The organism is Amycolatopsis sp. cg9 (genome assembly GCF_041346945.1).
Classification (GTDB): domain Bacteria; phylum Actinomycetota; class Actinomycetes; order Mycobacteriales; family Pseudonocardiaceae; genus Amycolatopsis.
The window spans coordinates 1-25026 of record NZ_CP166850.1 but is presented as its reverse complement, the minus strand read 5'-3'; the positions used below and the strand labels follow the sequence as shown (position 1 = coordinate 25026).

At 68.1% G+C, this 25026-nt stretch carries 14 protein-coding genes and 2 rRNA genes; 5 read left to right on the top strand and 11 right to left on the bottom strand.

Annotated features, from left to right (window positions below; all coding sequences use genetic code 11):
- Positions 1-1067: 1067 nt before the first annotated feature.
- The 4 genes from AB5J73_RS00080 to AB5J73_RS00065 all read right to left on the bottom strand — a co-directional run bounded on the left by AB5J73_RS00080 (position 1068) and on the right by AB5J73_RS00065 (position 7696).
- Positions 1068-2462: an ATP-binding protein gene (locus tag AB5J73_RS00080; RefSeq protein ID WP_370966782.1), complete on the bottom strand. Its 1395-nt coding sequence runs from the start codon at positions 2460-2462 to the stop codon at positions 1068-1070.
- Positions 2459-3133, bottom strand: a complete 675-nt coding sequence (locus AB5J73_RS00075; protein ID WP_370966780.1) for a winged helix-turn-helix domain-containing protein — start codon at positions 3131-3133, stop codon at positions 2459-2461. Before AB5J73_RS00075 ends, AB5J73_RS00080 begins: the two co-directional genes overlap by 4 nt.
- A 102-nt stretch (positions 3134-3235) precedes the next feature.
- Positions 3236-5416 carry a discoidin domain-containing protein gene (locus AB5J73_RS00070; RefSeq protein WP_370966778.1) on the bottom strand — a complete coding sequence of 727 codons (2181 nt, stop codon included), beginning with the start codon at positions 5414-5416 and terminating at the stop codon, positions 3236-3238.
- A gap of 6 nt (positions 5417-5422) precedes the next feature.
- The gene (locus AB5J73_RS00065) at positions 5423-7696 is read right to left on the bottom strand and encodes a discoidin domain-containing protein (RefSeq protein WP_370966776.1); all 2274 of its coding nucleotides are present in this window, start codon (positions 7694-7696) and stop codon (positions 5423-5425) included.
- A gap of 198 nt (positions 7697-7894) precedes the next feature.
- On the opposite strand from AB5J73_RS00065, the gene AB5J73_RS00060 reads away from it, so the two are divergent.
- Complete coding sequence (locus AB5J73_RS00060; protein WP_370966774.1) at positions 7895-8677, top strand: class I SAM-dependent methyltransferase; 783 nt, start codon at positions 7895-7897, stop codon at positions 8675-8677.
- Positions 8674-9597: an alpha/beta hydrolase fold domain-containing protein gene (locus AB5J73_RS00055; RefSeq protein ID WP_370966772.1), complete on the top strand. Its 924-nt coding sequence runs from the start codon at positions 8674-8676 to the stop codon at positions 9595-9597. The genes AB5J73_RS00060 and AB5J73_RS00055 overlap by 4 nt, the downstream gene beginning before the upstream one ends.
- A 200-nt stretch (positions 9598-9797) precedes the next feature.
- On the opposite strand, the gene AB5J73_RS00050 is transcribed toward AB5J73_RS00055, so the two are convergent.
- The 5 genes from AB5J73_RS00050 to AB5J73_RS00030 form a co-directional block, all read right to left on the bottom strand.
- Entirely contained in the window at positions 9798-11561 is a 1764-nt protein-coding gene (locus AB5J73_RS00050) for a choline/carnitine O-acyltransferase (protein WP_370966770.1), read from the bottom strand.
- Positions 11558-12379 (bottom strand): class I SAM-dependent methyltransferase, encoded by an 822-nt coding sequence (locus AB5J73_RS00045; RefSeq protein ID WP_370966768.1) that lies wholly within the window; start codon positions 12377-12379, stop codon positions 11558-11560. Before AB5J73_RS00045 ends, AB5J73_RS00050 begins: the two co-directional genes overlap by 4 nt.
- A gap of 67 nt (positions 12380-12446) precedes the next feature.
- Complete coding sequence (locus AB5J73_RS00040) at positions 12447-13304, bottom strand: arpA protein (protein ID WP_370966766.1); 858 nt, start codon at positions 13302-13304, stop codon at positions 12447-12449.
- Between the two features lie 112 nt (positions 13305-13416).
- Entirely contained in the window at positions 13417-13857 is a 441-nt protein-coding gene (locus AB5J73_RS00035) for a DUF4232 domain-containing protein (RefSeq protein WP_370966764.1), read from the bottom strand.
- Between the two features lie 181 nt (positions 13858-14038).
- Positions 14039-16636 carry a bifunctional FO biosynthesis protein CofGH gene (locus AB5J73_RS00030; protein ID WP_370966762.1) on the bottom strand — a complete coding sequence of 866 codons (2598 nt, stop codon included), beginning with the start codon at positions 16634-16636 and terminating at the stop codon, positions 14039-14041.
- A gap of 153 nt (positions 16637-16789) precedes the next feature.
- On the opposite strand from AB5J73_RS00030, the gene AB5J73_RS00025 reads away from it, so the two are divergent.
- A complete protein-coding gene (locus AB5J73_RS00025) occupies positions 16790-18343 on the top strand; it encodes a transposase (RefSeq protein ID WP_370972829.1) in 1554 nt (517 codons plus the stop codon).
- Here AB5J73_RS00025 and AB5J73_RS00020 read toward each other — a convergent pair.
- A complete protein-coding gene (locus AB5J73_RS00020) occupies positions 18328-19086 on the bottom strand; it encodes an SDR family oxidoreductase (protein WP_370966760.1) in 759 nt (252 codons plus the stop codon). The two genes, AB5J73_RS00025 and AB5J73_RS00020, sit on opposite strands and share 16 nt — an antisense overlap.
- Positions 19083-19871: an alpha/beta fold hydrolase gene (locus AB5J73_RS00015; protein ID WP_370966758.1), complete on the bottom strand. Its 789-nt coding sequence runs from the start codon at positions 19869-19871 to the stop codon at positions 19083-19085. Before AB5J73_RS00015 ends, AB5J73_RS00020 begins: the two co-directional genes overlap by 4 nt.
- A 446-nt stretch (positions 19872-20317) precedes the next feature.
- Between AB5J73_RS00015 and AB5J73_RS00010 the strand changes: the two genes are divergently transcribed.
- Both AB5J73_RS00010 and AB5J73_RS00005 read left to right on the top strand, forming a co-directional pair.
- Positions 20318-21833 (top strand): 16S ribosomal RNA (locus AB5J73_RS00010).
- Positions 21834-22132: 299 nt separating this feature from the next.
- Positions 22133-25026 (top strand): 23S ribosomal RNA (locus AB5J73_RS00005).
- Together the 16S and 23S rRNA genes form the textbook arrangement of a ribosomal RNA operon.

Here is a 25026-nt window from a genome sequence, read left to right as displayed (position 1 = left end):
GTGCCGAGCCGGTGATCGACAGTCGCGAAGCGCGCACATCCCGTTCCTAGCTTGGCGATCGTGACCAGCACCCTCGACCGCGGCACCACGACGCGCGGCCTCACCACCCTCTTCGCGCTCGCCCTGGCGCTGGCGGCTTACCGCGGCTTCCGGCTGCCGGGCGACTGGGCCGTGACGCTCGAAGCCGTGTCCCTGACCGACGGCTTCCACCGCCGGTTCCTCGTCGGCACCCTGCTCCACCCGCTCGCCCTCGCGACCGGGTACGCGTACTGGGTCTTCGCGGCCGCCGCGTTCGGCGTCCTCGCCGCGGTGCTCGGCGTCCTCGCCTTCGCATTCGCCCGCGCCCGGCACCCCGGCCACCGGCTCCTCGTGATCGGCTGGCTGCTCCTGCCGTCCGGTGGCTTCCTCTTCCACGAGGCCGGCTACTTCGACCAGGCCCTGTACCTGCTGCTGTTCGCCGCACTGTGGCAACTGCCGCGCCGGCCCGCGGTGGCGTCCGCGCTGCTCACGGCCGCGGTGTTCACCCACGAGATCGCGGCGCTCACCGTCCTCCCCGTCTTCGCGCTCGTCCTGCTTCGGCAGTCCTCGGTGCGGATCACGGCGAAGCTGCTCGCGACGCCGGTCGCGGCGGAACTCGCCGTGCTCCTGGTCCCCGCGTCGAGCCCCGGCGCGGTCGGCCGGCTCGAAACGGCGCTCGCCACCGCGGACTTCACCCCGCGAGCCGACGCGCTCGCGTTGTTCGAACGCGCCCAGAGCCAGAGCTGGCAGCTGTATTCGATCACCGAGGTCCTGCGGTACCTGGCCCCGATCCTCGCCGTGGTCGTGGCCGGCGCCCTGCTGCACCGCCTCGACGCGCTCGCCGTCGCGGCCGTGGCGGCACCGGCGTTGCTGGCCTTCGCCGGCTGGGACTGGGCACGCTGGGGGTTCCTGCTGGTCACCAACCTCGCCGTGGTGCTGTGGCTGACTCCGGCCCTCCGCCCGCTCCCGTTGCTCGTCACCGCGGCGCTGCTCGCGTACCTGCCGCTGCCGTACTTCGACGGCCGGCACCCGCGCGAGCTGACCGCGAGTCAGCTCCCCCTGGGCAGCCGCACGGTGAACACGGCGCCACCGTCGTTGTGCGCGGTGAGCGAGCCGCTGTGCGCCAGCACGTTCTCCCGCGCGATCGCCAGCCCGAGCCCGCTGCCCCCGGTCGCCTGACGCGCGTGGTCGCCGCGGGTGAACCGGTCGAACACCACCGGCAGCAGGTCCGCCGGCACCCCCGGACCGGCGTCGGCGACGCGCACGACGACGTCCTCACCGGTGCCGTCGAGGGTGACCGTGACCGGCGCGGCACCGTGCCGGACGGCGTTGCCCAGCAGGTTCGCGACCACGGTGTGCACCCGCCGCGGATCGGCGACGACGGTGACGTCACCGGCGGTTGTCACGACGGCTTCGACGCCGGTGACCTCGGCGGCATCGGCGACCAGGTCGGCGAGGTCGACCGGCGCCACCCGCAGGTCGGCCTTCCCGGCGTCGAACCGCGCGATCTCGAGCAGGTCTTCGACGAGCTTCGCGAGCCGCCGGGCCTGCGTGCCGAGGATTTCGGCGGCGCGGGTGCGGGTGGCCGGCTCGGCGTGGTCGAGGGTGTCGACCGTGGCGATCATCGAAGCGAGCGGCGTGCGCAGGTCGTGGGCGACGTCGGCGACGAACCGCCGCTGCTGCCGGTCCTTCGCGTGCAGCTCGTCGATCGACGCGCCGAGCCGCGCGGCCATCGCGTTGAACGACTCGGCGAGCGCGGCGACTTCGTCCCGGCCCGTGACCGGCACCCGCGTTCCCAGCGCGCCCGCGCCGAGTTCGTCCGCCGCCGCGGACAACGCCTTGATCGGACGCCGGATCCGCCGTCCGATCAGCAGCGCGGCGCCGGCTCCGAGCACGCTGACCACGAGCGCGGTGCGGACGAGCTGCCAGCGCAGTCCGGTCAGGTCGTCGTCGAACCGGCTGAAGTCGAAGAACTGCACGAGGTGGTAGCCGGGGACGGGCAGGTTCGCGTTGACCACGAACACCTTCCGGCCGGTTCCCGGCACCCGCGCGTAGGCGGTCCCGAACCGCTCGGGCCCCCGCTGTTCGAACAGGCCCGCCCGCACGGGCCCCAGCATCGCGAGCTTGTCCGGCACCGGGATGGGCCCGTCGGCGGTCCGCACGACTTCGAGCGGGCCGCCGGGCCGCTCGGTCACCACCGCCCAGTCGGGGTCGAGGCCGATCCGGATGCGGTCGAGCCACCCGTCGGTGCCGACCTTCGAGAACTCCTGGAGCAGCTGCCGGTCGGCGGCCGCGTTGGCCACGGCCGAGACGGCGAACCGGCCCAGTGCCTCGTCCGCCTGCACCTGGTACGCCGAGTACGCCATGACCGCCGTCGCCGTGGTGGTCACCCCGACGATCGCGGCGACGATCCGGGTCCGGAGGCTGACGGCGGGGAGCCTCACTTCGTCACCAGCCGGTAGCCGAGCCCGCGGACCGTGCGCAGCAGCACCGGGTTGGCGGGGTCGTCCTCGACCTTGGCCCGCAGCCGGGCGACGGCCGCGTCGACGATCCGCGAGTCGCCGACGTAGCCGTAGTCCCAGACGCGCTTGAGCAGCACCTGCCGGCTCAGGACCTGGTCGGGGTGCTCACCGAACTCGACGAGGAGCCGGATCTCGGTGGCGGTCAGCGCCAGTTCCTCGCCGTCCCGGGTGACGCTCATCGCGGCGGGATCGATCTCCAGCCCGCCGACGCGCAGCACGCCGTCCCCCACGGCGGCCGCGCACGCCCGGCGGCCGATCGCCTTGATCCGCGCGTCCAGCACGCGCGGTTCCGCCGGCTTCACCACGTAGTCGTCGGCGCCGCATTCGAGCCCGGCGACGACGTCGATCGGGTCGCCGCGCGCGGTCAGCAGCACGATCGGCAGCCGGCTGCGGGCCCGGATGCGGCGGCAGACCTCGAACCCGTCCACGCCGGGCAGCATGACGTCGAGGAGGACGAACTCGGCGTCGGCCAGCGCGGTGAGCGCGTGTTCGCCGGTGGGGGCGTGGACGACGTCGTGGCCCAGCGCGCGCAAGGCCAGCGAAAGTGCTTCGGCCAGGGCTCGGTCGTCTTCGACGAGCAGCAAACGCGGCACCGGTCCTCCCCGTGATGATCTCCCGGGCGAGGCTAATGCAGGCCGGCCGGCGACCCGGCGGTTCCGTGCGGAACCGTCGAGCCGCCGTGCCGTTTCGTCACACTAGGCGGCCGCCACCTCGAACTCGGCCACCTGCCCGGCCGGCCAGCCGGTGTTGCCGGTGAACGTCAGCCGCACGAAGCGCTGGGACGTCGCCGTGAACGAGGCCGACGCCGTGTTGCCGGAAGCCGGGTCGAACGCGTAGCCGCGCGAACCCACCAGCGTCGTGTACGAGCCGCCGTCGGTGCTGCCGGAGATCGTCACCGTCTCGGTCCGCGCGCCCCACGCCGACGACGGCGGCAGTTTCAGCGTGACCTTGTTGATCGACGAAGCCGCGCCGAGGTCCACCGTCAGCGTCTGCGGGAACGCGTTGTTCGCGCTCTCCCAGTACGTGTCGGCGTTGCCGTCGTTTGCGTTCGACGGCGGGAAGCCGCCCTGCGACGCCGACGCGCTGATCGCCTTGCCCTTCGCGATGTTCGTGCCGGACTGCGGCGGCTGCGGCGGGCCCGAATTCGGCGCGGGCCACGTCGAGCAGTCGCTCCAGGTGCCGGTCCAGCCGCTGTTGCCGGACCCGCCGAACGTCATCTTCGGGATCGACGCAGGGTAGGGGCAGTTGTAGGTCCCGGTCACGCCGACGCCGGACGCGCTGAGGTTGCTGATCGACACCGACCCCTGCGTCTGCGACTGCGCCACGAACGTGCCCACGCCCTGCACCGAGACGCCGTCGATCGTGATGCCCTGGATCTGCTTGCCCTGCCCGTTGCCGTCGATGAACTGGATCGCCTCGTACGGGCTCTGGATCGCGGTGAACCCGGTGACCCGGATGGTCACGCCGGTGATCGCCTGGTCACGCGCGTCGAACCACAGCGCGCCGACGCCGAACTGCCAGTTCGGGTCGAGCGCCCCGGCCCGCAGCGCGGTGTTGTTCGACAGCGTCACCGTGCCGCCGAGCGGCACCGAGTTGAACCGGTTCGCCACCAGGTACCCGCCGCCGAGCGCGTTGGTGTCCTGGACGAGGTTGCCGCTCACCGTGTTGTTCGAGCCGCCGTACAGCGCGATGCCGTTGGCCAGGTTCGGCTGCACGACCGTGTTGTTCACCAGCGAGTTGCCCGAGTCGGCCTGGCCGTTGGACCACAGCGCGAGGCCGTCGTCGCCGTTGTTGCGCAGGTAGTTGTTGCGCAGCGTCGAGTTCGTGACGGCGCCGTCGAAGTTCACGCCGTCGGCCTGGGTGTCGAGGATGCGGTTGTTCTCGATGGTGAGGTTCGAGGACGCGCCGTTCATCAGCCACAGCCCGCACTTGGTGTCCTGGATCCACAGGCCGCTGACGACCGAGCCGGCCCCGAGGACGCCGTGGAACGCGTTGTCCGGGCTGCCGTCGTTGCGCTCGGTCACGTCGCCGAAGACCGCGAAGTCGTACAGTTTGATGTTGCCGGACGCGCTGCCGTTGTTGAAGATGTTGTTGCCGTGCAACACGGTGTACCACTGACCCGCGCCGCGGACGGTGGTCTGGTCGATCTGCAGGGCGGACCCGATCTCGAACCGCCCGGCCGGGACCCAGACCTCGCGACCCTGCGACCGCGCCGCCGAAAGCGCGTTGCGGAACGCCTGCGTGTCGTCCGAGGAGTCGTCGGCCGTGGCGCCGTAGTCGGTCACCGAAAGCGCGTTGGCCGGCTTCGAGCCCGCGCCGCCGACCTGCTCGAAGTCGGCGAGGTCGATGGTCGCCTGCCCGACGTCACCGGAGTTCGCCTGCACCCGGACCTTCGCGCCCGCCGCCAGGTTCTGCCCGAGCAGCAGCCGCGCGTCGTCGAAGAAGTGGTGCGTCTTCGAGCCCGTGATGAAGCCGGTGTCCACGTAGGTGTAGCGCGAGGTCACCGGCAGCGCGAGCGTGGACCCGTTGACGGACACCGAGAGCCGGCCGGAGGCGCCGTCGGGCAGGTTGTAGTGGACGTTGATCGCGTTCGCCGCCGCGGGCAGCGTGAACTCGACGTACTGGCCGGTGGTGATCCGCACGGCCTGCCGCCCGGATGCCTCCGAAGCGACGCTGCCTTGGGTGAAGTCGGGGCCGATCGCCGAACCGTTCGTCGCCGAGCACTCGGCCTCGACGGTCCGGAAGGGCACGCTCGCGCCGCCGGAAGCGGTCGCCGGGCAGGTGGCGGCCGCGGCCGGGGTGGCGCCGGAGAGCACGACCAGGCCGGACGCGGCGAGTGCGGCGGCGAGCAGAGCCGGGATGCGGGACATCGTCATCACCTCTCAGGATGCGTAGGCTTCGAGTTCGGACAGCTGCCCGGCGGGCCAGCCGGTGTTGCCGGTGAAGGTGAGCCGCAGCGTGCGCGCCGAGGTCGCGGGGAAGGTGATGGTCGCGGTGTTCCCCGACGCGGGATTGAACGTGTAACCCGCCGCGGCCTTGACACCGTCGACGGCGATCGTCTGCGTGCGCGTGCCCCACGCCGACGACGGCGGCAGCTTCAGCACCAGCCGCGAAACGCTGACGGTGGCGCCGAAGTCGACGGTCAGCGTCTGCGGGAACGCGTTGTTCGCGCTCTCCCAGTACGAGTTCGCGTCGCCGTCGACGGCGTTGGCCGGCGGGAAGCCGCCCTGCGAGCCGGAAGCGGTGACGCTCTTGTGCAGCGCCAGGTTCCCGCCCGGCTGGGTGGGCGTCGTGGTGGTGGCCGGCGGGGTCGTGGTGGTCGGCGGCGGGGTGGTCGGGCCGCCGTTGTCCGAGCCGTACACCGGCGTCGGCCACGAACCGCAGAACGTCGTCGCCCAGCCGGAGTTGCCGCCCTGGTCGGCCAGGCCCGCCATCGCGTCCGGGCCCATGCAGTTGTAGACCCCGGCCCGCCCGACGCCGGTCGCGACGACGTTCTTCACCGACCCCGTCGGCTTGGCCTGGATCTGCCAGGCGAACGTGCCGGCGCCGCTGATCCGGACGTTCGTGAAGTGCACGTCCGTGGTCGCGCCGTCGATGAACTGGATGGCTTCGTAGTTGTTGTCCTGCAGGTCGAGGTCGGTGACGTCGACGCGGCCGGTGATGGCCGAGTCGCGGCCGTCGAACCACAGCGCGCCGACGCCGAACTGCCAGTTCGAGTCGAGCACGCCGGTGCGGATCGCGGTGTTGCGCGCGACCGTCGTCGTGCCCGACAGCGGCACCGCGCTGAACCGGTTGGCGATGTGGAGGCCGCCGCCCTGGTCCTGGTTGTCCGCCACGACGTTGTCGGACACGGTGTTGTCGTGCCCGCCGTAGATCGCGATGTTGTTGGCGAGGATCGGCAGCAGCACGGTGTTGGAGGAGAACGTGTTGTGGTGGTCGGCGTCGTGCTCGGACCACATCGCGAGGCCGTCGTCGCCGGTGTTGCGCAGGAAGTTGTTCGTCACGGTGACGTTGCTGATGCCCTGGTGCAGGTTCAGCCCGTCGGCGGTCTGGTCGAGGATGCGGTTGCCGGACACGGTGAGCCCGTCGAACGGCCCGTCGAGCCACAGCCCGACCTTCGTGTGCTGCAGCCACAGGTTCTGCACGACCGAGCCGCCGCCCAGCGCGCCGCCGATGGCGTTGGACTGGTCGCAGTCGACGCGGGCGTCGACCTGGCCGATGATCGCGAAGTCGTAGAGCTTCACGGCGCTGCTCGTGCCGGGCACGGCCGGGTTGCCGGGGTAGGTCGACGTGCCGCAGCTGGCCGGTTCGCCCTTGCCGAAGATCCCGGCGCGCGGGCCGGTGAGCACCGAGTACCACGGTCCGGCGCCGCGGATCGTCACCTGGTCGACGGTGATGTGGTGGCCGAGGGTGAAGGTGCCGGCCGGGATCCAGACTTCCTTGCCCTGGCTCTTCGCGGCCGCCACGGCGGAGTCGAACGCGGCGGCGTCGTCGCTCGTGTCGCCCGCGGTGGCGCCGTAGTCGGTGACCGACACCGAGTTCGCCGGCCGCGTGGCGGCGGCGCCGACCTGCTCGAAGTCGGCCAGGTCGATCGTCGCCGGCGTGACGTCGCCCGCGTCGACCTGCAGCTTGATCTTGGTGCCGGCCGGGTACGACGTGCCGAGCAGCGCGCGGGTCTCGTCGTAGAAGTGGTGCGCGTGCCCGTCACCCGGGTTGTTGGTGAACGGGTAGGAGCCGTAGTACCAGGCCCACTTCGACGTCAGCGCGATGTCCCGGTTGTGGGTGCCGCCGACGTAGAGCGAGATCGTCCCGTTCGCGGAATCCGGGACGCTGTACCGGAAATCGATCGAGTTGGCCGGTGCGGTGAGCGTGAATTCGACGTACTGGCCCTGGCCGGAGAGCGTCACCGCCTTCCGGCCGGACGCTTCGCCGGCGAGCGTGCCGGCGGCGCGGTTCGGGCCGATGACCGAACCGTTCGTCGCGGCGGTTTCGGCTTCCTGTTCCAGGAAGGGAACGGTGGCACCGCGACCGGCCGCGAGCGCCGTGCTTTCCGCGGGGGCGGCGGCGATCGTGAGCCCGGCGGCGGCGATCACGGCGGCGGCTGATGCGCCGTACCGAGCCTTTTTGGGCGCGCTGAAGACAGAGCTGAGGGACATGGGCGGCACTGGCCTTTCCGCAGCAGGTGGGGACCTCTGTGACCGGGATCATACGAATCCTGGACAAGAAATCGCAATAGTTGAACTAACTTACGCAAGTTTGCGACAGGAATTGACGACTGCGCCGGATGCCCGGCGTCCGCTTACGCCCCGCGGAGCAACGACCCCGACGACCGGCCGCGCTGATAGTTTCTGGGCATGAGCCAGCGACGTGCTGACGGCAGCGCCGGGGACGCGGATTACGGCGCGATCGGTGGCGTGTACACCGATTACCGCAAGCCGGATCCGCGCATCGGCCAGTACCTCCTCGACGCGCTGGGCGACGCGCGGACGGTGCTCAACGTCGGCGCGGGCGCCGGGGCGTACGAGCCGGAGGACCGGGAAGTGACCGCGGTCGAGCCGTCGGCGTCGATGCGCGCGCAGCGGCCGGCGGGCCTGCCGCCCGCGGTGGACGCCGTCGCCGAGAAGCTGCCGTTCCCGGACCGCGCGTTCGAGGGCGCGATGAGCACGTTCAGCGTGCACCAGTGGAACGACCTCTGGGCGGGGCTGAAGGAGGTGCGCCGCGTGACCCGCGGCCCGGTCGCCATCCTGACCTGCGACCCGGCCCTGCTGCGGCGGTTCTGGCTGCTCGACTACGCGCCCGAGGTGATCGAGACCGAAGCCCGGCGCTACCCGTCGATCGACGACATCGCCGACGGGCTGGGCGGGCACACGTCGATCGTCGGCGTGCCCATCCCGGGCGACTGCACCGACGGCTTCAACGAGGCCTACTACGCGAGGCCCGAACGGCTGCTGGACCCGGGCGCGCGGCTGTCGTGCTCGGCGTGGAGCTTCGTCGACGACCGCGTCCACCACCGCTTCGCCGCGGAGCTGCAGCACGACCTCGACGACGGCACGTGGGACCGCCGCTACGGCAAGCTTCGCGAGCAGCCGACGTTCGACGGCTCGCTGGTGCTCGTCGTCTCGGACCCGACGGCGTGACGCCGCCGCCGTTCGACCCGGAACTCGCGCCGATCGTCGAAGCGCTCCGGGCCCTGCGCCCGCCGCTGGCTTCCGCGGCCGACATCCCCGGCCGCCGCGAGCTGAACGCCGTGGAGCACAAGACCGTGGAAGAGCTGGCGGCCGCGTACCCGGCGTACCGGGTTTCGGAGGAGCACGCGGGCGACGTCCCGCTGCTGGTGCTGGCGCCGCCTTCGAGCGCGGGCGTCCTCTACTACGTCCACGGCGGCGGCACGATCGTCGGCAGCCACCTCGGCGCGGACGTGCCGAACCTGCTGGGCTGGGCGGCCGAGGCGAACCTGACCGTCGTCTCGCCGGGGTACCGGCTGGCGCCGGAGCACCCGTACCCGGCGCCGGTCGAGGACTGCTACGCCGGTCTCCGCTGGACCGCCGAGCACGTCCCGGGCCCGCTGCTGATCGGCGGGATCAGCGCGGGCGGCGGCTTGGCGGCGGCCACGGCGCTGCTGGCCCGCGACCGCGGCGGCCCGGCGCTGACCGGCCAGCTGCTGCTCTGCCCGATGCTGGACGACCGCAACGACACCCCGTCGGCGATCGAGCTCGACGGCCGCGGCCTGTGGGACCGCACGGCGAACAACGTCGGCTGGACGGCCTACCTCGGCGACCGCCGCGGCACCGCCGACGTCCCGCCGTACGCGGCCGCGGCCCGCGCCGAGGACCTTTCCGGCCTGCCACCGGCGTTCCTGGACGTCGGCACGGCGGAGACGTTCCGCGACGAGGTGGTGACCTACGCGTCCCGCCTCTGGCAGGCGGGCGGCGAGGCCGAACTGCACGTGTGGCCGGGCGGCTTCCACGGCTTCGACTCCCTGGCCCCGAAAGCGGCGATCAGCCGAGCGGCCCGCGCCGCCCGGCTGACGTGGCTGCGCCGCCTACTCGGCCAGTAGCGCCCGCAGCTCCCGCCCCGCGCCCCCGCTCGCCCCGGCTCATGCGCTCGCCCCGGCTCATGCGCTCGCCCCGGCTCATGCGCCCCAATGTGGCGTTCGGTGCGTCAGACGCACCCAATGTGGCGTTCGGTGCGTTGGACGCACCCAACGCCACATTGGGGTGCTCGGGGCGAGCGGGACCGGCGGCCTGGCTGCGCCGCCTACTCGGTCAGTAGCGCTTGCAGCTCCCGCACCGCGATCGCCAGTTCGTCGGCGAAGCGGTGCATCTCCGCCGAGACGTGCTTCGGGGTGCTCAGGTAGATGTTCCAGCGGTCCGGCAGCAGCACGTACGCGATGCCGATGCACTGCGGGCTCGTCGAGCCGAACCCGAAGTACTGGATGTTGACCGACGGGGCCGAGCTGGTGCTCAGGTAGTCGTCGCGCGTCTTCAGCCAGCCCGGCGACGAATACAGCGCCAGGTCCGAGGTGTCCCCACGGCGTTTCGCGATCAGCTGCAGCTCCCACAGGTGCTGCTCGGGCGCGTCGCCGGCCTGGCACTCCTTCGCGCGGGCCACGTGCTTCGCCGCCGCCGCGCGGAACGCGGTGCGCTTCTCCTCGTCGGACGCCGCCGGGTCGGTCAGGACGTCGGCGAAGTGCACCACCTCGGGGGTCACGACCCGCATGGCTTCGGTGCGGCCGTTCTGGAACTGCCGGGTGGCGATCGACTCGTACGTCGCACCCGTCAGGCCCTTCGCGCGGCGGTGCGCCAGCTGGTACGACATCTGCGCGAACGCGTCCGGCGACATCCCGAGCTCCTTGGCCCGGTTGGCGCCGAAGTCGAACGACACCGTCTGCGTCGCGGTCGCGTCCGCGTACGCCCGGAAGGCGATCCCGGCCGCCAGCGCGTCTTCGCGGAGGGAGTCGGTCAGCGCGAAGTCGACCGGCTCGTAGCCGGGGACGCCCGAAGCCGGCTCCCGGTCCGCGCGCGAGCCGCTCAGCAGCGCGTCGGTGAAGCCGAGGATCGTGGTGCCGTCGAGTTCGCAGTGCTCGACGTTGATCCCCGCGGTGCCGTCCTCGAACACGATCAGCGAAACGGCCTTGTCGTACCAGCGGTTGTCGCCGTACAGCAGCCGGTCGCTCGCCTCGAGCGTGTCCGAGGGGGCGAAGTCGTCCAGGCACAGGCAGAACAACGCGGTCTCGATCGTCTCCAGCGAAGCCGCGTTGCCCGCGTCGATCAGCGCGGTCCGCGAAACCGCCCACTCCGCGCGCGCCTTGGTCGTGAAGTGCCCCGGGGGAACTTCGGCCACGTGGTCGTCCTTGAGGATCGCCCGCAACGCTTCCGCCAGCTGCGACGGCGAGTACGGGCGGCCGTCGCCGGCGATGACGTCCAGCCGGAACGGGGTGTCGTGGTGGAACACGACGATGTGCCGCTCCCGCGACGGCCCTTCCCAGCCTTCGCGGTACGGCGTGCGCGCGGTGTCCAGCACCTGCCCCGGGATGCGCGTCGCCGAGAACAGGTACTTGTGCTGCACCATCGACTGCGGCGTCCCGCGCAGCAGCACCGGCGGCACCAGTTCCTCGTCGAGCTTCAGCTTGTAGTCCACGGCGGACGCGGTCAGCTCGGCCGCGCGTTCCACCTGACCCAGCGGGGAATCCTGGAACAGGAAGAAGAAGTTGGCGTTGAGCGCGATCCGGTCGCGGCGGCCGAGGTAGCGGTACGGCCAGAACGTGTCGAGCCAGCTGCGCACGCCGGGCGAGCGGTCGTACTCCTCGAGCGCGGCCTGCAGCTCGTGCGCGGGGCTGCCCGGCGCCAGGAACTCCGCGACGGCCGCTTCGGTCTCCGCCAGCTCGTCCGGGGTCAGCAGCGGGGCGCACCACTCGAGGAAGCGGCGGCCGCTGTCCTCCAGCGTGGGAACGGGGACGCGGGGGAGCCGATCCTCGTTGCCGAAGGTGCGGGTGGACCATTCCGGACTGCTCACGATCATCCTTCTTCGTGGGTTTCGAGCGCGGTCGCCAAGGCGTCCGCGCCTTCGGGACGGGAAACGAACAACCGGGCGTAGAGCCACCCTTCGGACTCCAGCCCGGTGGGGTCGACGCCGGCGGTGTCGAGGGTGCCGAGGATCTGCGCCTGCTCCTCGGCGGAAGCGAACCGCCGCTGCCGGAACACCCCGCCGACCTCGGCGGTCTCGTAGCCCAGCTCGGCCAGGCTGTCGGCGACCGGGTCGTAGGAGAACATCCGCAGCACGAAGTGCGCCATCCACGGCCGCGCGCCGCGCGCGATCCGGGCGATCGTCTTCTCGGTGACGTAGCCGACGCAGCCGGTGGAGACGACCAGGTCGACGTCGTCGAGGAGCTTCCGCTGGGTGCTGTCCGGGTCGTCGTGCTCGAGGTCGGCGTGGATCGCCTCGTCGAGGAACCCGGCGGAAAGCGCGTACTCGAGTGCGGGCGCCGACGCGTCGAGGCCGTAGAAGCGCGGGCCGCCGTCGTCGACGATCCGGGCCCGGTCCGCCTCGAGCAGCGACGCGTGGTCCAGTGCGGTCACGGCCGGGTCGGTGTAGTGGGCGTACAGGTCGTCCATCGTGGCGTCGCAGCGCCGGAGCGCCGCGTTGACGCCGTAGGAACAGCCGACGTCCAGCACGGTCGGCCGCTCCGCGGGGTGTTCGGCGATCAGCTTCGCGAAGTACGGCTTCGCGAGCTGCGGGATGTGGTAGTCCACGCGCCGCAGCGTCCCGAAGAACGGCCGCGGGTCGGGCGCGGTGTAGATGTGGTCGAACGAGATCTTTCCGGTCGAGTCGAAAGGCACAGGCCAAGCTCCTGGTCTAGTCGCAGCTCCGCTGTCCGGTGAGGGCGGCGGTGGAGGTGTGGACGGACTAGTCGAGCAGTTCGTCGCCGCGGACGGTGCGCCCGGCGAGGTGGGCCGGCAGGACCCGGCCGAACAACTGCCTGGTCCGCTCCGCGCTGCCGATCACCCCCGGGCGCTCGCTGTAGGCGAAGATCGCGGAATGACGCGCGATCGCGCCCGTCACTTTACTGACCCGGTGCAAGGCGAAGCGCCCTTGGAAGAGCTGAAGATCGCCCGGACGGAGGTCGAGGCGCTGGACCGGATGGGTGCCGTCGTCCCGGAGCACCGCGCGGACCGCGGGGAAGTTCTCGTCCGTCGTGGACCGGATGCCCGGGCAGTATTCGAAGGTGCCGCCCGCTTCCGCGGCCTGCGTCAGCATGCTGACGGTGTAGGCGTTCGTGTCGAAGTGCCACGGGTGCGCGCGGCCGGGCGCGATCACGTTGAGCGTCAGCCCGGCGAGCGGGTCGGCCAGCTCGTGCAGTTCCGGCAGGCCGAAGCAGTCGGCGACGAACCGCTGGAACAGCGGGCTGGCGTAGAGCCGGTCGATGATCGACGACGCGGGGATGCGGTCACGGGCGACGAAGGCGTTGCCGCGTTCCATGATCGTCCGGCCCGGGTGGTCTTCGGGCAGCGGTTCGTCGATCGCGGTGTTGTAGGCGTTGACTTTTTCGATCTTCGTGTAGGCGTGCGGTTCGAGCTCGGCGCACTCGGTGCGGAGGACTTCCCGCAGTTCCGGCCGGACGAAGTCGGCCAGCACGCTGCAGCCGGCTTCGGCCAGGTCCGCGCGGGTGCGGTCGACGATCTCCCGCCAGGCAGCGCTTCCCGGATCGGTGAGCGGGTAGCGCTCGGTGTCGACCATGCCCAGTGCTTCCACGGAGGTGCTCATCGAAGTCCTTCCGGCAGGTGAAGCTTCGGTGCTTGCCCTGGTCGTGAAAGGAAAGAGTTAGCACAGATCCCGGCTGGTCACCCGGGCGTTTGTGAGCGGTGACACAAGGTCGTCAGTTCCCGATTCCGGTCGCCCATGAGCTGAGCGTGACGGTGTCCGTGGTGCCCAGGTCGGTGTCTAGGGGCTGCTTCTGCTCGGGTTCGCCGGGGACCGGGACCACCGAGATCGCCGCGCCGGTGCGCGTGTCGCCGGAAGTGACGGTGGCCGACCACGCGAGCACTGCCACGACCTTCTCGCCCGGCCGGACGGTCAGGTCCTGCGGGCCGAGGTCGCGCGCGAAGTACGAAGTTCCGTGCTCGACCTTGACATCCAGCGGCGTTCCGTCACCCGCCAGGACCTTCAGGTCCGGGTAGCCGGTGACTTTCCGGGGCCGGGTGTCCCGGTTGGTCAGCGTGAGCACGCTGGCGCGGTGGCCGAGACCGGCTTCGACGGGTCCGACCGAAAGGGACAGCCCGCTCGGTGGCGGCGGCGCGTAGCTCGGGCTCGGCGTCACGGTGGGCGCGGGTGGCGCCGGCGGTGCCGGACTGTCACAGCCCGCCAAGAGCGCGAGAACGAAAAGCGGCACGATGCGAGAAACCCCCATGGGCCGGAAGACTAGCGGGCCCCGCACCGGATGCGGTGAACGACTCGTTCATGGCGCCGGACGCCGTGAACGAGTCGTTCACCGCGTCACCTCACGGGGTCAGCAGCGGCAGGAGCGGCTTGCGCACCGCCGTCGCGACGCCGTCCGAAGCCTCCGCCGCGGCGAGCCGCTCGGCCGGCGGCCGCCCGTAGCCCGTCGTGCGCTGCACCAGGGGACGGCCCAGTGGTTCGACCATCGCGCGCATGTCGCTGATCGTCTTGTACGACCCGTTCGACGCACCCGCCATCCGGCTGATCGTCTCCTCCATCAGCGTGCCGCCGATGTCGTTGACGCCGCCCTGCAGCACCGCGCGGCTGCCCTCTTCGCCGAGCTTCACCCAGGAGCTCTGGATGTTGTCGATCATGCCGTGCAGCAGCAGCCGGGACAGCGCGTGCACCGCGCGGTTCTCGCGCAGGGTCGTGCCCGGCCGCGCCAGCCCCGCCAGGTAGATCGGCGCGCTCTGGTGGATGAACGGCAGCAGCACGAACTCGCTGAACCCGCGCTTGCCGTGCTTCTCCAGGCCCTCCCGCTGCAGCCGCGCGAGGAGCTTGAGGTGGGCGACCCAGTGCGCGGGCGTGTCGACGTGGCCGTACATCATCGTCGACGTCGTCGGCAGCCCGACTTCGTGCGCCGTCGTGACGACCTTGATCCACTCCGACGTCGGCAGCTTGCCCTTGGTGAGCACCCAGCGGACGTCGTCGTCGAGGATCTCCGCGGCCGTGCCCGGCAGCGAGTCCACGCCGGACTCCTTGGCCTTGATCAGCCAGTCCTTCAGCGACAGGTTGGTCCGCGACGCGCCGTTCACGACCTCCATCGGGCTGTAGGAGTGCAGGTGGATCTCCGGCTGACGGCGCTTGACCTCGGCCGCGAGGTCGAAGTACGCGGTGCCCGGCAGGTCCGGGTGGATGCCGCCCTGCATGCAGATCTCGGTCGCGCCCGCGGCCCACGCCTCGTCGACGCGGTCGCCGACCTGCTCCAGCGACAGCGTGTACGCGTCGGCGTCGGTGCGACGCTGTGCGAAGGCGCAGAAGCGGCAACCCGTGTAGCAGACGTTCGTGAAGTTGATGTTCCGCGTGACGACGAACGTGATGTCGTCGCCGACGGTCTCGCGGCGCAGGTCGTCGGCGAGCCGCGTGAACGCGTCCAGCTCCTTGCCGTCGGCGTGCAGCAGCGCCAGCGCGGCGTCGTCGGACAGCCCGGCCGGGTCCTTTTCCGCGCTGCGCAACGCTTCCAGGACGGTAGAGTCGAACTTCTGCGGCCCGGTCTTGATGCGGTCGCCGATCTCCTTCCAGTCCCCGTAGACGGAGTCGAAGTCGCTGCGGCGGTCCTCGGTGCGGCCGCTGGTGTCGATCTCGGTGTGCAGGTCGGTCCGGCCGGACTCCTGCCAGCCGCCGTCCGGCTCCTGCCACGGGATGCCGACCGGCATCGCGCCCTCACGGGCCATCCCGGTGGCCGGGTCGACGAGCGCGGCGACGTGCCGGGTGATCCGCGGGTCCAGCCACGGCTCGCCGGTCTTGACGTACTCCGGGTAGATCGTCAGCCGTTCCTTGAGCTCGAAGCCGGCCTTCTCGGTGCGGCGGGCGAGCTCGTCGATCTGCGGCCACGCGCGTTCCGGGTTGACGTGGTCCGGGGTCAGCGGCGAGACGCCGCCCCAGTCGTCGATGCCGGCGCGGATCATCAGGTCGTACTGGCTGCCGATCAGGTTCGGCGGCGCCTGGATGCGCATCTTCGGGCCGAGCACCAGCCGCGCGACGGCGATGTTCGCGGCGAGCTCTTCGAGGTCGGCGTCCGGGGTCGCGCGCATCTTCGTGTCCGGTTTGGCCCGGAAGTTCTGCACGATGACTTCCTGGATGCCGCCGTAGGTCTTGGCGACCTTGCGGATCTCGAACAGCGCGTCCGCGCGCTCGTCGTGCGTCTCGCCGATGCCGATGAGGACACCGGTGGTGAACGGGACCGAGCTGCGCCCGGCGTCTTCGAGCACCCGCAGCCGGACCGCCGGGTCCTTGTCGGGCGAGCCGTAGTGCGGCCCGCCCTTCTCGCTCCACAGCCGCGTCGCCGTGGTCTCCAGCATCATGCCCATCGACGGCGCGACCGGCTTGAGCCGCTGGAAGTCCTGCCAGGTCAGCACGCCCGGGTTGAGGTGCGGCAGCAGGCCGGTCTCCTCGAGGACGCGGATGGCCATCGCGCGGACGTAGGAGAGTGTGTCGTCGTAGCCGTGCGCGTCCAGCCACTCGCGCGCGGCCGTCCAGCGGTCCTCCGGCCGGTCGCCGAGCGTGAAGAGGGCTTCCTTGCAGCCCATCTCCGCGCCCTTGCGGGCGATGTCGAGGACCTCGTCGGGGGAGAGGAACGGCGATTCGAGCCGGCCCGGCACGGTGACGAAGGTGCAGTAGCCGCAGCGGTCGCGGCACAGGCGGGTCAGCGGGATGAACACCTTGCGGCTGTAGGTGATGATGCCGGCGCGCCCGGCCTCGGCCAGTCCGGCGTCGCGGATGCGGGAGGCGTACTCGGAAAGCGTGGTGAGGTCGTCGCCGCGGGCGTGCAGCAGGACGGCCGCTTCGGTGACGTCCAGTGTCTTCCCGTCACGCGCCCGGGCGAGCGCGCGGCGCATCGCGGAGGCGGTCGGGGTGGTGGCGTCGGGTTCGGGTCCCATTCCACCCACGCTAGGACCGTCCTCGCGCGACCAGCCAGTGTGCGTTCCGCACCTGGCTGCGGTGGCATGCGGACGTGATCGTCGTCGCAGGTCAGCGCGCTCGGCGGGTTGTCGATCACCGGCCCGGGGTGTATTACCTAAAGGGTGGCATCTGTGGTCGGCAAGAAGATCGGCGGCCGGACGTACTACTACCTGGCGGAGTCCGCCCGGGTCGACGGGAAGCCCCGGGTGGTGACCCAGCGTTATCTCGGCACGGCCGACGAGATCGCCCGCGCCGTCCCGGGCGGCGAACCGGCCTCGGCTTCGCACCGGACGTACGGCGACGTCGCCGCGGTGTGGGCGACGCTGTCCCGGCTGGACTTCGTCCGCCGCGTCGACGACGTCGTGCGCTCGAAGCCGTCGCTGGGACTGACCCTGGCCGTCGCGGTGCTGCACCGCGCGACCGCGCCGGAGACGCCGATCGGCGAGTGGTGGGCCGCGAGCGCGGCCGCCGACCTGGTGCGCCCCCGGATGTCCACAGTGGACGGGGTGTGGCGGGCGCTGGAACGGCTGACGCCGGACCGCGTCGCCGGGATCGAGGAGGCGGTCGCCGCCGCCGTCCTCGCCACCCTCGACGACCACGCGGCGCTGGCGGTCGACGTCCCGCAGTTCGCGGTGTTCGCGCCGGCGGACTGCACGCTGCCCTCGGCGTGCCGGGAGGTGCTCGCCGGCGTCGGCCTGCGCGTGACCCGCGACGGCGCCATCCCGCTGTTCTCACGGCTGTACCGGCGCGACGACGGCACGGCGCCCACCTTCGCTTCGCTGATGGCGGGGCTGGGGCCGGCGACGCTCGTCTTCCACTCGGGGCAGGCCGCCCAGCTGGACCTCGGCTCACGCAGCGGGTTCGTCGGCTCGCTCCCGCTGACCGACCACCCCGAGCTGCTGACCCAGCCCGCGGCCGCCCGCAGGCGCGTCGACCCCGAGCGGTTCGCCGGGCTCACCGCGCTGGACACCCACGCCGTCGTCGACGGCGTCCGGCGGCGGGTGATCCTGACGCACTCCGCGACGCTGCACGCGGCGCAGTCCCGCGCCTTCGCCGACGAGCTGGCCACCGCGACCCGCGAGCTGGACGGCCTGGCCGGGGCGCTGGCGGCGGGCACCCACCGCGGCGACCGCGCGCAGGTGCACGCCGAGCTGGGCCGGGTGACCCGCGGCCGGCGCATCGAGCGCGTGCTCACCGCGGTCCTGAGCGGGAACCGGCCGGGGGAGATCCGCCTGGAACGCCGGATCGATTCTTCCGCTTTGGCTCGCCTCGACGAGGAGTTCTTCGGCAAGCAGGTGCTGGTCACCGACCGCGACTGGCCGATCGGCGACGTCGTCACGGCCTACCGCGCGCGCACCCACCTCGAATCGACGTTCCGCTGGCTCACCGGGCCCGCCGTGACCGGGCCGACCCCGCGCTGGGAGTGGACGCGGCAGCGGATCGCCGCGCACGGCCTCGTCTCGGTGCTCGCCGCGACGGTGACGCACCTGATGCGGCGCGAGGCCGACCGCGCCGGGATGAACCTGTCCGTGCGGGAGCTGCTCGACCGGCTGGCCGGCATCGGCGAGCTGGTGCTGCGCTACCCGTCCACCGGCGGGCGGCCGCGGGCGAAGCGCCTGCTGACCGAGCTGGACCCGGAGCAGCAGGCGCTCTTCTCGCTGTTCGAGTCTCAGGACTCCCGGTAGATCTGCAGCGCGGAGAAGCTCTGCACCACCGGCATCAGCTCGATGACGTTGATGTTCACGTGCTTCGGCTGGTTGGCGGCCCAGAACACCGACTCGGCGACGTCGTCCGCGGTCAGCGGCGTGGTGCCCTCGTAGACCTTGCCCGCCTTGGCCGCGTCGCCGTCGAACCGGACCTTCGAGAAGTCCGTGCCGCCGACCATGCCGGGCTCGACGTTCGTCACCCGGACGCCGGTGCCGTGCAGGTCGCTGCGCAGGTTGAGGCTGAACTGGTGGACGAACGCCTTGGTCGCGCCGTAGACGTTGCCGCCGGGGTAGGGGTAGGTGCCGGCGATCGAGCCGATGTTGATCACGTGGCCGCGGCCGCGCTCGACCATCCCGGGCAGCAGCGCGCGGGTGACGTGCGCGAGGCCGCGGACGTTGGTCGCGATCATCCGGTCCCAGTCGTCGAGGTGGGCCTGGTGGGCGGGCTCGAGGCCCTTCGCCAGGCCGGCGTTGTTGACCAGGACGTCGACGGTCTTCCAGTCCGCCGGGAGCTGCTCGACGGTGGTCTTGACGGCCTCGGGGTCGCTGACGTCGAGGGTCACCGGCAGGACGGCCTCGCCGAGCTCGCCGGCGAGCTTCTCGAGCTTGTCCCCGCTGCGGGCGACGGCGATCACGCGGGCGCCCTCGGCGACGAACCGGCGCGCGATGGCGTCGCCGAAGCCGGCGCTCGCGCCGGTCACGAACACGGTCTGCTGGGTCATGGGGTGAACCTTTTTCCGGTCAGGAACGCACTGAGGGCGTCGTCGAACTCGGTCTCGCGCTCCAGGTTAGGCAGGTGGCCCGCGCCCTCGATCACCGCCAGGGCCGAACCCGCGATCTCCCGGTGGATCAGCTCGGCGTCGGCGACGGGGGTGAACTCGTCCTCGCCGCCGACGACGACGAGGGTGGGGACGGCTACGCGGGCGAGCGTCGGCGTGTAGTCGGGGCGCTCGGCGCGGCCCCGCAGCGCGGCCGCGGCTCCTTCCTTCGGAGCGCCGCGCATCATCTTCCGGACGTGCGCTTCGACGTCGGGCCTGGTCGCGCGGGTCTGCTTCGAGATCATCTTGGGGAGGAGCTCGTCGGCGTAGGCGTCCATGCCCTCTTCGAGGATCCGCGCGGCGGTGTCGATGCGCGCCTGCTTGGCCTCGGGGGTGTCGAGGCCGGCGAAGGTGTCGGCCAAGAGGAGGGCCTCGACCCGGTGGGGGTGGTCCTTGACCAGCTGCATGACGATCTGGCCGCCCATGGAGAGGCCGCCGAGCACGAAGCGGCCGAGCCCGAGGTGGTCGGCCAGCTCGACGAGGTCGTCCGCGAAGACGTCGAGGCCGGTCTTGGTGTCGTCGGTCTTGGAGCCGCCGTAGCCGCGGAGGTCGGGCGTCACGACCCGGTGGCCCCGCTCGGCGAGGTACTCGGCTTGCGGTCGCCACATGGAGCGGTCGAAGGGGTGGCCGTGGACCAGCAGGACCGGACGCCCGTCCCGCGGGCCGAGGTCGTCGTGCGCGAGGTTCATGCGGCCGACGCTAAGCGGAGCACCGGCGCGGTGCAATACGGTGCAATGTACTCGGAGCAATGTTCTTTCGCTGGCGCTCGCGGGCGGTTGGGGGCAGACTGGGCCGCGGACGGGCTTCGTCACGGGGTCTGACCTGCGCTGATCTTGTTAAGGGACCCCCCTGTTTCGGGCCCTTTCGGGGCATGTAAAGTTCTCCAAGTCGCCAGGGAAACCGAGCGGCAGGGACACGAACCAAGCTCTCGCAGAAGCGATTGAGTGGGTGGCCCACAAAAACTGCTAGAAATAACTCGCTTCGAGTAAGGCCGCTTGACGGCGGTGCGACTCGGGGTGTGTTGCTTGAGAACTCAACAGTGTGCTAGTGAACTAAGCCAGTAGAGCTTATATATGAAACCCCCTCGTCGGGGTTTCCTTTGAGAAGCAAGAAATTGCCTCGATTAAACTATTCATTGTTGGAGAGTTTGATCCTGGCTCAGGACGAACGCTGGCGGCGTGCTTAACACATGCAAGTCGAACGCTGAACCACTTTCGGGTGGGGATGAGTGGCGAACGGGTGAGTAACACGTGGGTAATCTGCCCTGCACTCTGGGATAAGCCTTGGAAACGAGGTCTAATACCGGATATCACAACTCTAGGCATCTAGTGTTGTTGAAAGTTCTGGCGGTGCAGGATGAACCCGCGGCCTATCAGCTTGTTGGTGGGGTAATGGCCTACCAAGGCGACGATGGGTAGCCGAGTTGAGAGGGTGACCGGCCACACTGGGACTGAGACACGGCCCAGACTCCTACGGGAGGCAGCAGTGGGGAATATTGCACAATGGGCGCAAGCCTGATGCAGCGACGCCGCGTGAGGGAAGAAGGCCTTCGGGTTGTAAACCTCTTTCGCCAGGGACGAAGCGCAAGTGACGGTTCCTGGATAAGAAGCACCGGCTAACTACGTGCCAGCAGCCGCGGTAATACGTAGGGTGCAAGCGTTATCCGGATTTATTGGGCGTAAAGAGCTCGCAGGCGGTTTGTCGCGTCGGATGTGAAATCCCACGCTTAACCAAAGGAGCGTGCATCGAAACTGGCAGACTTGAGTTCGGTAGGGGACTGGAATTCCTGGTGTAGCGGTGAAATGCGCAGATATCAGGAGGAACACCGGTGGCGAAGGCGGCTCTCTGGGCCGATACTGACGCTGAGGAGCGAAAGCGTGGGGAGCGAACAGGATTAGATACCCTGGTAGTCCACGCCGTAAACGATGGGCGCTAGGTGTGGAGGGTTTCCACGTTGTCCGTGCCGTAGCTAACGCATTAAGCGCCCCGCCTGGGGAGTACGGCCGCAAGGTTAAAACTCAAAGGAATTGACGGGGGCCCGCACAAGCGGTGGAGCATGTGGTTTAATTCGATGCAACGCGAAGAACCTTACCTGGTCTTGACATCTTGCCAGACATCCCCAGAGATGGGGCTTCCTTCGGGTTGGTGACAGGTGGTGCATGGCTGTCGTCAGCTCGTGTCGTGAGATGTTGGGTTAAGTCCCGCAACGAGCGCAACCCTTATCCTACGTTGCCAGCGCGTCATGGCGGGGACTCGTGGGAGACTGCCGGTGACAAACTCGGAGGAAGGTGGGGATGACGTCAAGTCATCATGCCCCTTATGACCAGGGCTTCACACGTGCTACAATGGCTGGTACAAGGAGCTGCGATACCGCGAGGTGGAAGCGAATCTCTTAAAGCCGGTCTCAGTTCGGATCGCAGTCTGCAACTCGACTGCACGAAGTCGGAATCGCTAGTAATCGCAGATCAGCATGCTGCGGTGAATACGTTCCCGGGCCTTGTACACACCGCCCGTCACACCATGAAAGTCGGTAACACCCAAAGTCCATGGCCCAACCCTTCGGGGAGGGAGCCGTCGAAGGTGGGACTGATGATTGGGACGAAGTCGTAACAAGGTAGCCGTAGGGAACCTGCGGCTGGATCACCTCCTTTCTAAGGAACAACATCCAGTGAGCTCAGCTTGCTGGAAACTGCGTTTAACACCCGAATGTGGTGTTGTTCTGGTTGCTCAAGGAATTGTGGAACTACTGGTTAAGGCTAACCGCGGTAGTGATACCGCCGGCTAGTACTGCGGAGCTTGCTTCGCGTGGAACACCGCGTGGAGCTGGGTGGTGGGTTGTTCGCTGTGCACACTGTTGGGTCCTGAGGCAACACGCCGAGGGGCTAACCCCCCTAACGTTTGTTTCTGGTGTGGTGTTTGAGAACTGTAGAGTGGATGCGAGCATCTTTGTGGTCAAGTTGTTAAGGGCACATGGTGGATGCCTGGCTTCAGGAGCCGATGAAGGACGTAGGACTAACGATAAGCCTCGGGGAGCTGTAAACCGAGCTTGATCCGGAGATTTCCGAATGGGGAAACCCAGCATCAGTGATGATTGTGTTAGCACCTGAATACATAGGGTGTGTGGAGGGAACGCGGGGAACTGAAACATCTAAGTACCCGCAGGAAGAGAAAACAACCGATTCCCTGAGTAGCGGCGAGCGAAAGCGGAAGAGCCCAAACCAACGAGTCTGTCAGCTTGTATGTGGGTTTGTAGGACTGAACGACTGAGTTTCTTCAAAGTTGTGCGGTTAGTGGAAGTCGCTTGGGATGGCGGGCCAGATGGTGATAGCCCAGTACGCGAAAACCAGTTTCAAGGACTCAGTTGGGATCCTGAGTAGCGGCGGGACACGTGGAATTTGCTGTCGAATCTGCCGGGACCATCTCGGTAAGGCTAAATACTCCTGAAGACCGATAGTGAACCAGTACCGTGAGGGAAAGGTGAAAAGAACCCCGGGAGGGGAGTGAAAAAGTTCCTGAAACCGTGTGCCTACAAGCTGTCGGAGCACCTTTATGGTGTGACGGCGTGCCTTTTGCAGAATGAACCGGCGAGTTATGCTGCGTGCAAGGTTAACCCGTGTGGGGAGCCGCAGCGAAAGCGAGTCTGAAATGGGCGTTGAGTACGCAGTTATAGACCCGAAACCAGGTGATCTACCCATGTCCAGGTTGAAGGTGCGGTAAACGTACTGGAGGACCGAACCCGTACTCAGTTGAAAAATGGGGGATGAGCTGTGGGTAGGGGTGAAAGGCCAATCAAACTTGGAGATAGCTGGTTCTCCCCGAAATCTCTTTTAGGTGCAGCGTCTCGTGAATCATCTTGGAGGGGGTAGAGCACTGTTTGGACTAGGGGCCCGTCATGGGTTACCGAAATCAGATAAAACTCCGAATACCGGTTATGTTTTCACGGGAGTCACACGGCGGGTGATAAGATCCATCGTGAAAGGGAAACAGCCCAGATCACCAGCTAAGGTCCCTAAATATGGCTAAGTGGGAAAAGGATGTGGGATTGCACAGACAACCAGGATGTTGGCTTAGAAGCAGCCATCATTTAAAGAGTGCGTAATAGCTCACTGGTCGAGTGGCCTGCGCCGAAATGTACGGGGCTAAGCATATTACCGAAGCTATGAAGCTGGTCATTCATGCGACATCGGCTTCATGAGGGTGTTGTTGGGTAGGATGGGTAGCGTTCTCCAGGGAAGCCGATGAAGTCAGTCCGTGGAGGGTGCTGGAGCGCTTCAGAAGTGAGAATGCCGGTATGAGTAGCGAATAAAGCGGTGAGAAAGCCTGCTCGCCGGAATGACCAAGGGTTCCTGGGGAAGGCTAATCCTCCCAGGGTAAGTCGGGACCTAAGGCGAGGCCGAAAGGCGCGAGTCGATGGACAACAGGTTGATATTCCTGTACCAGTTGATTGTGCTTGACGATGGAGTTTGACGCAGAAGGCTATGTTAGCCGGGGACGATTGGAAGTGTCCGGCCAAGCAGTAGTCAGTTGAGAGCAAATGCTTATCCAGGCGAATTGTCCGGATTGACAAGCTGTGGCCGGGGAGGCAAATTACGGTAGCTGAGTCGTTGATGTCAAATGCCCGAGTGAAGATCTTCTGCCGAGAAAAGCCTCTAAGCATCAGGTAACATCACTGCCCGTACCCCAAACCGACACAGGTGGTCAGGTAGAGAATACCAAGGCGAGCGAGAGAACTCGGGTTAAGGAACTCGGCAAAATGACCCCGTAACTTCGGGAGAAGGGCTGGTGAAACATCAAGATCAGCCTGCAGGAGCTGAAAAGATACCAGCTGGCTGCGACTGTTTATCAAAAACACAGGTTTCTGCAAAATCGTAAGATGAAGTATAGGGGCTGACGCCTGCCCGGTGCTGGAAGGTTAATTGAGGAAGGTTAGCCGTAAGGAGAAGCTCTTGAATTGAAGCCCCAGTAAACGGCGGCCGTAACTATAACGGTCCTAAGGTAGCGAAATTCCTTGTCGGGTAAGTTCCGACCTGCACGAATGGCGTAACGATGGGCACTGTCTCAACCAGAGACTCGGTGAAATTGAATTGCCTGTGAAGATGCAGTGCTACCCGCGGCAGGACGGAAAGACCCCGTGAGCTTTACTATAGCTTGATATTGAGTGCTTGAGCCTTGATTGTGTAGGATAGGTGGGAGGCTTTGAAGCCAGGACGCTAGTTTGGTGGAGGCGTTGGTGAAATACCACCCTTTAATTTTGATGTTCTAACCCGGCACCACTGATCGGTTGTGGACAGTGTCTGGTGGGTAGTTTGACTGGGGCGGTCGCCTCCCAAAGCGTAACGGAGGCGCCCAAAGGTTCGCTCAGAATGGTTGGAAATCAGGAGGTTAGTGCAAAGGCACAAGCGAGCTTGACTGCGAGACAGACAGGTCGAGCAGGGACGAAAGTCGGGCTTAGTGATCCGGTGGTTCCGAATGGAAGGGCCATCGCTCAACGGATAAAAGGTACCCTGGGGATAACAGGCTTATCTCCCCAAGAGTCCATATCGACGGCGAGGTTTGGCACCTCGATGTCGGCTCATCGCATCCTGGGGCTGTAGTCGGTCCCAAGGGTTGGGCTGTTCGCCCATTAAAGCGGTACGCGAGCTGGGTTTAGAACGTCGTGAGACAGTTCGGTCCCTATCCGCCGCGGGCGTAGGAAATTTGAGGGGGGACTGTCCTTAGTACGAGAGGACCGGGATGGACGCACCTGGTGTACCAGTTGTTCCGCCAATGGAGCATCGCTGGTAGCTATGTATGGAAGAGATAAACGCTGAAAGCATCTAAGCGTGAAACTCGCCTCAAGATGAG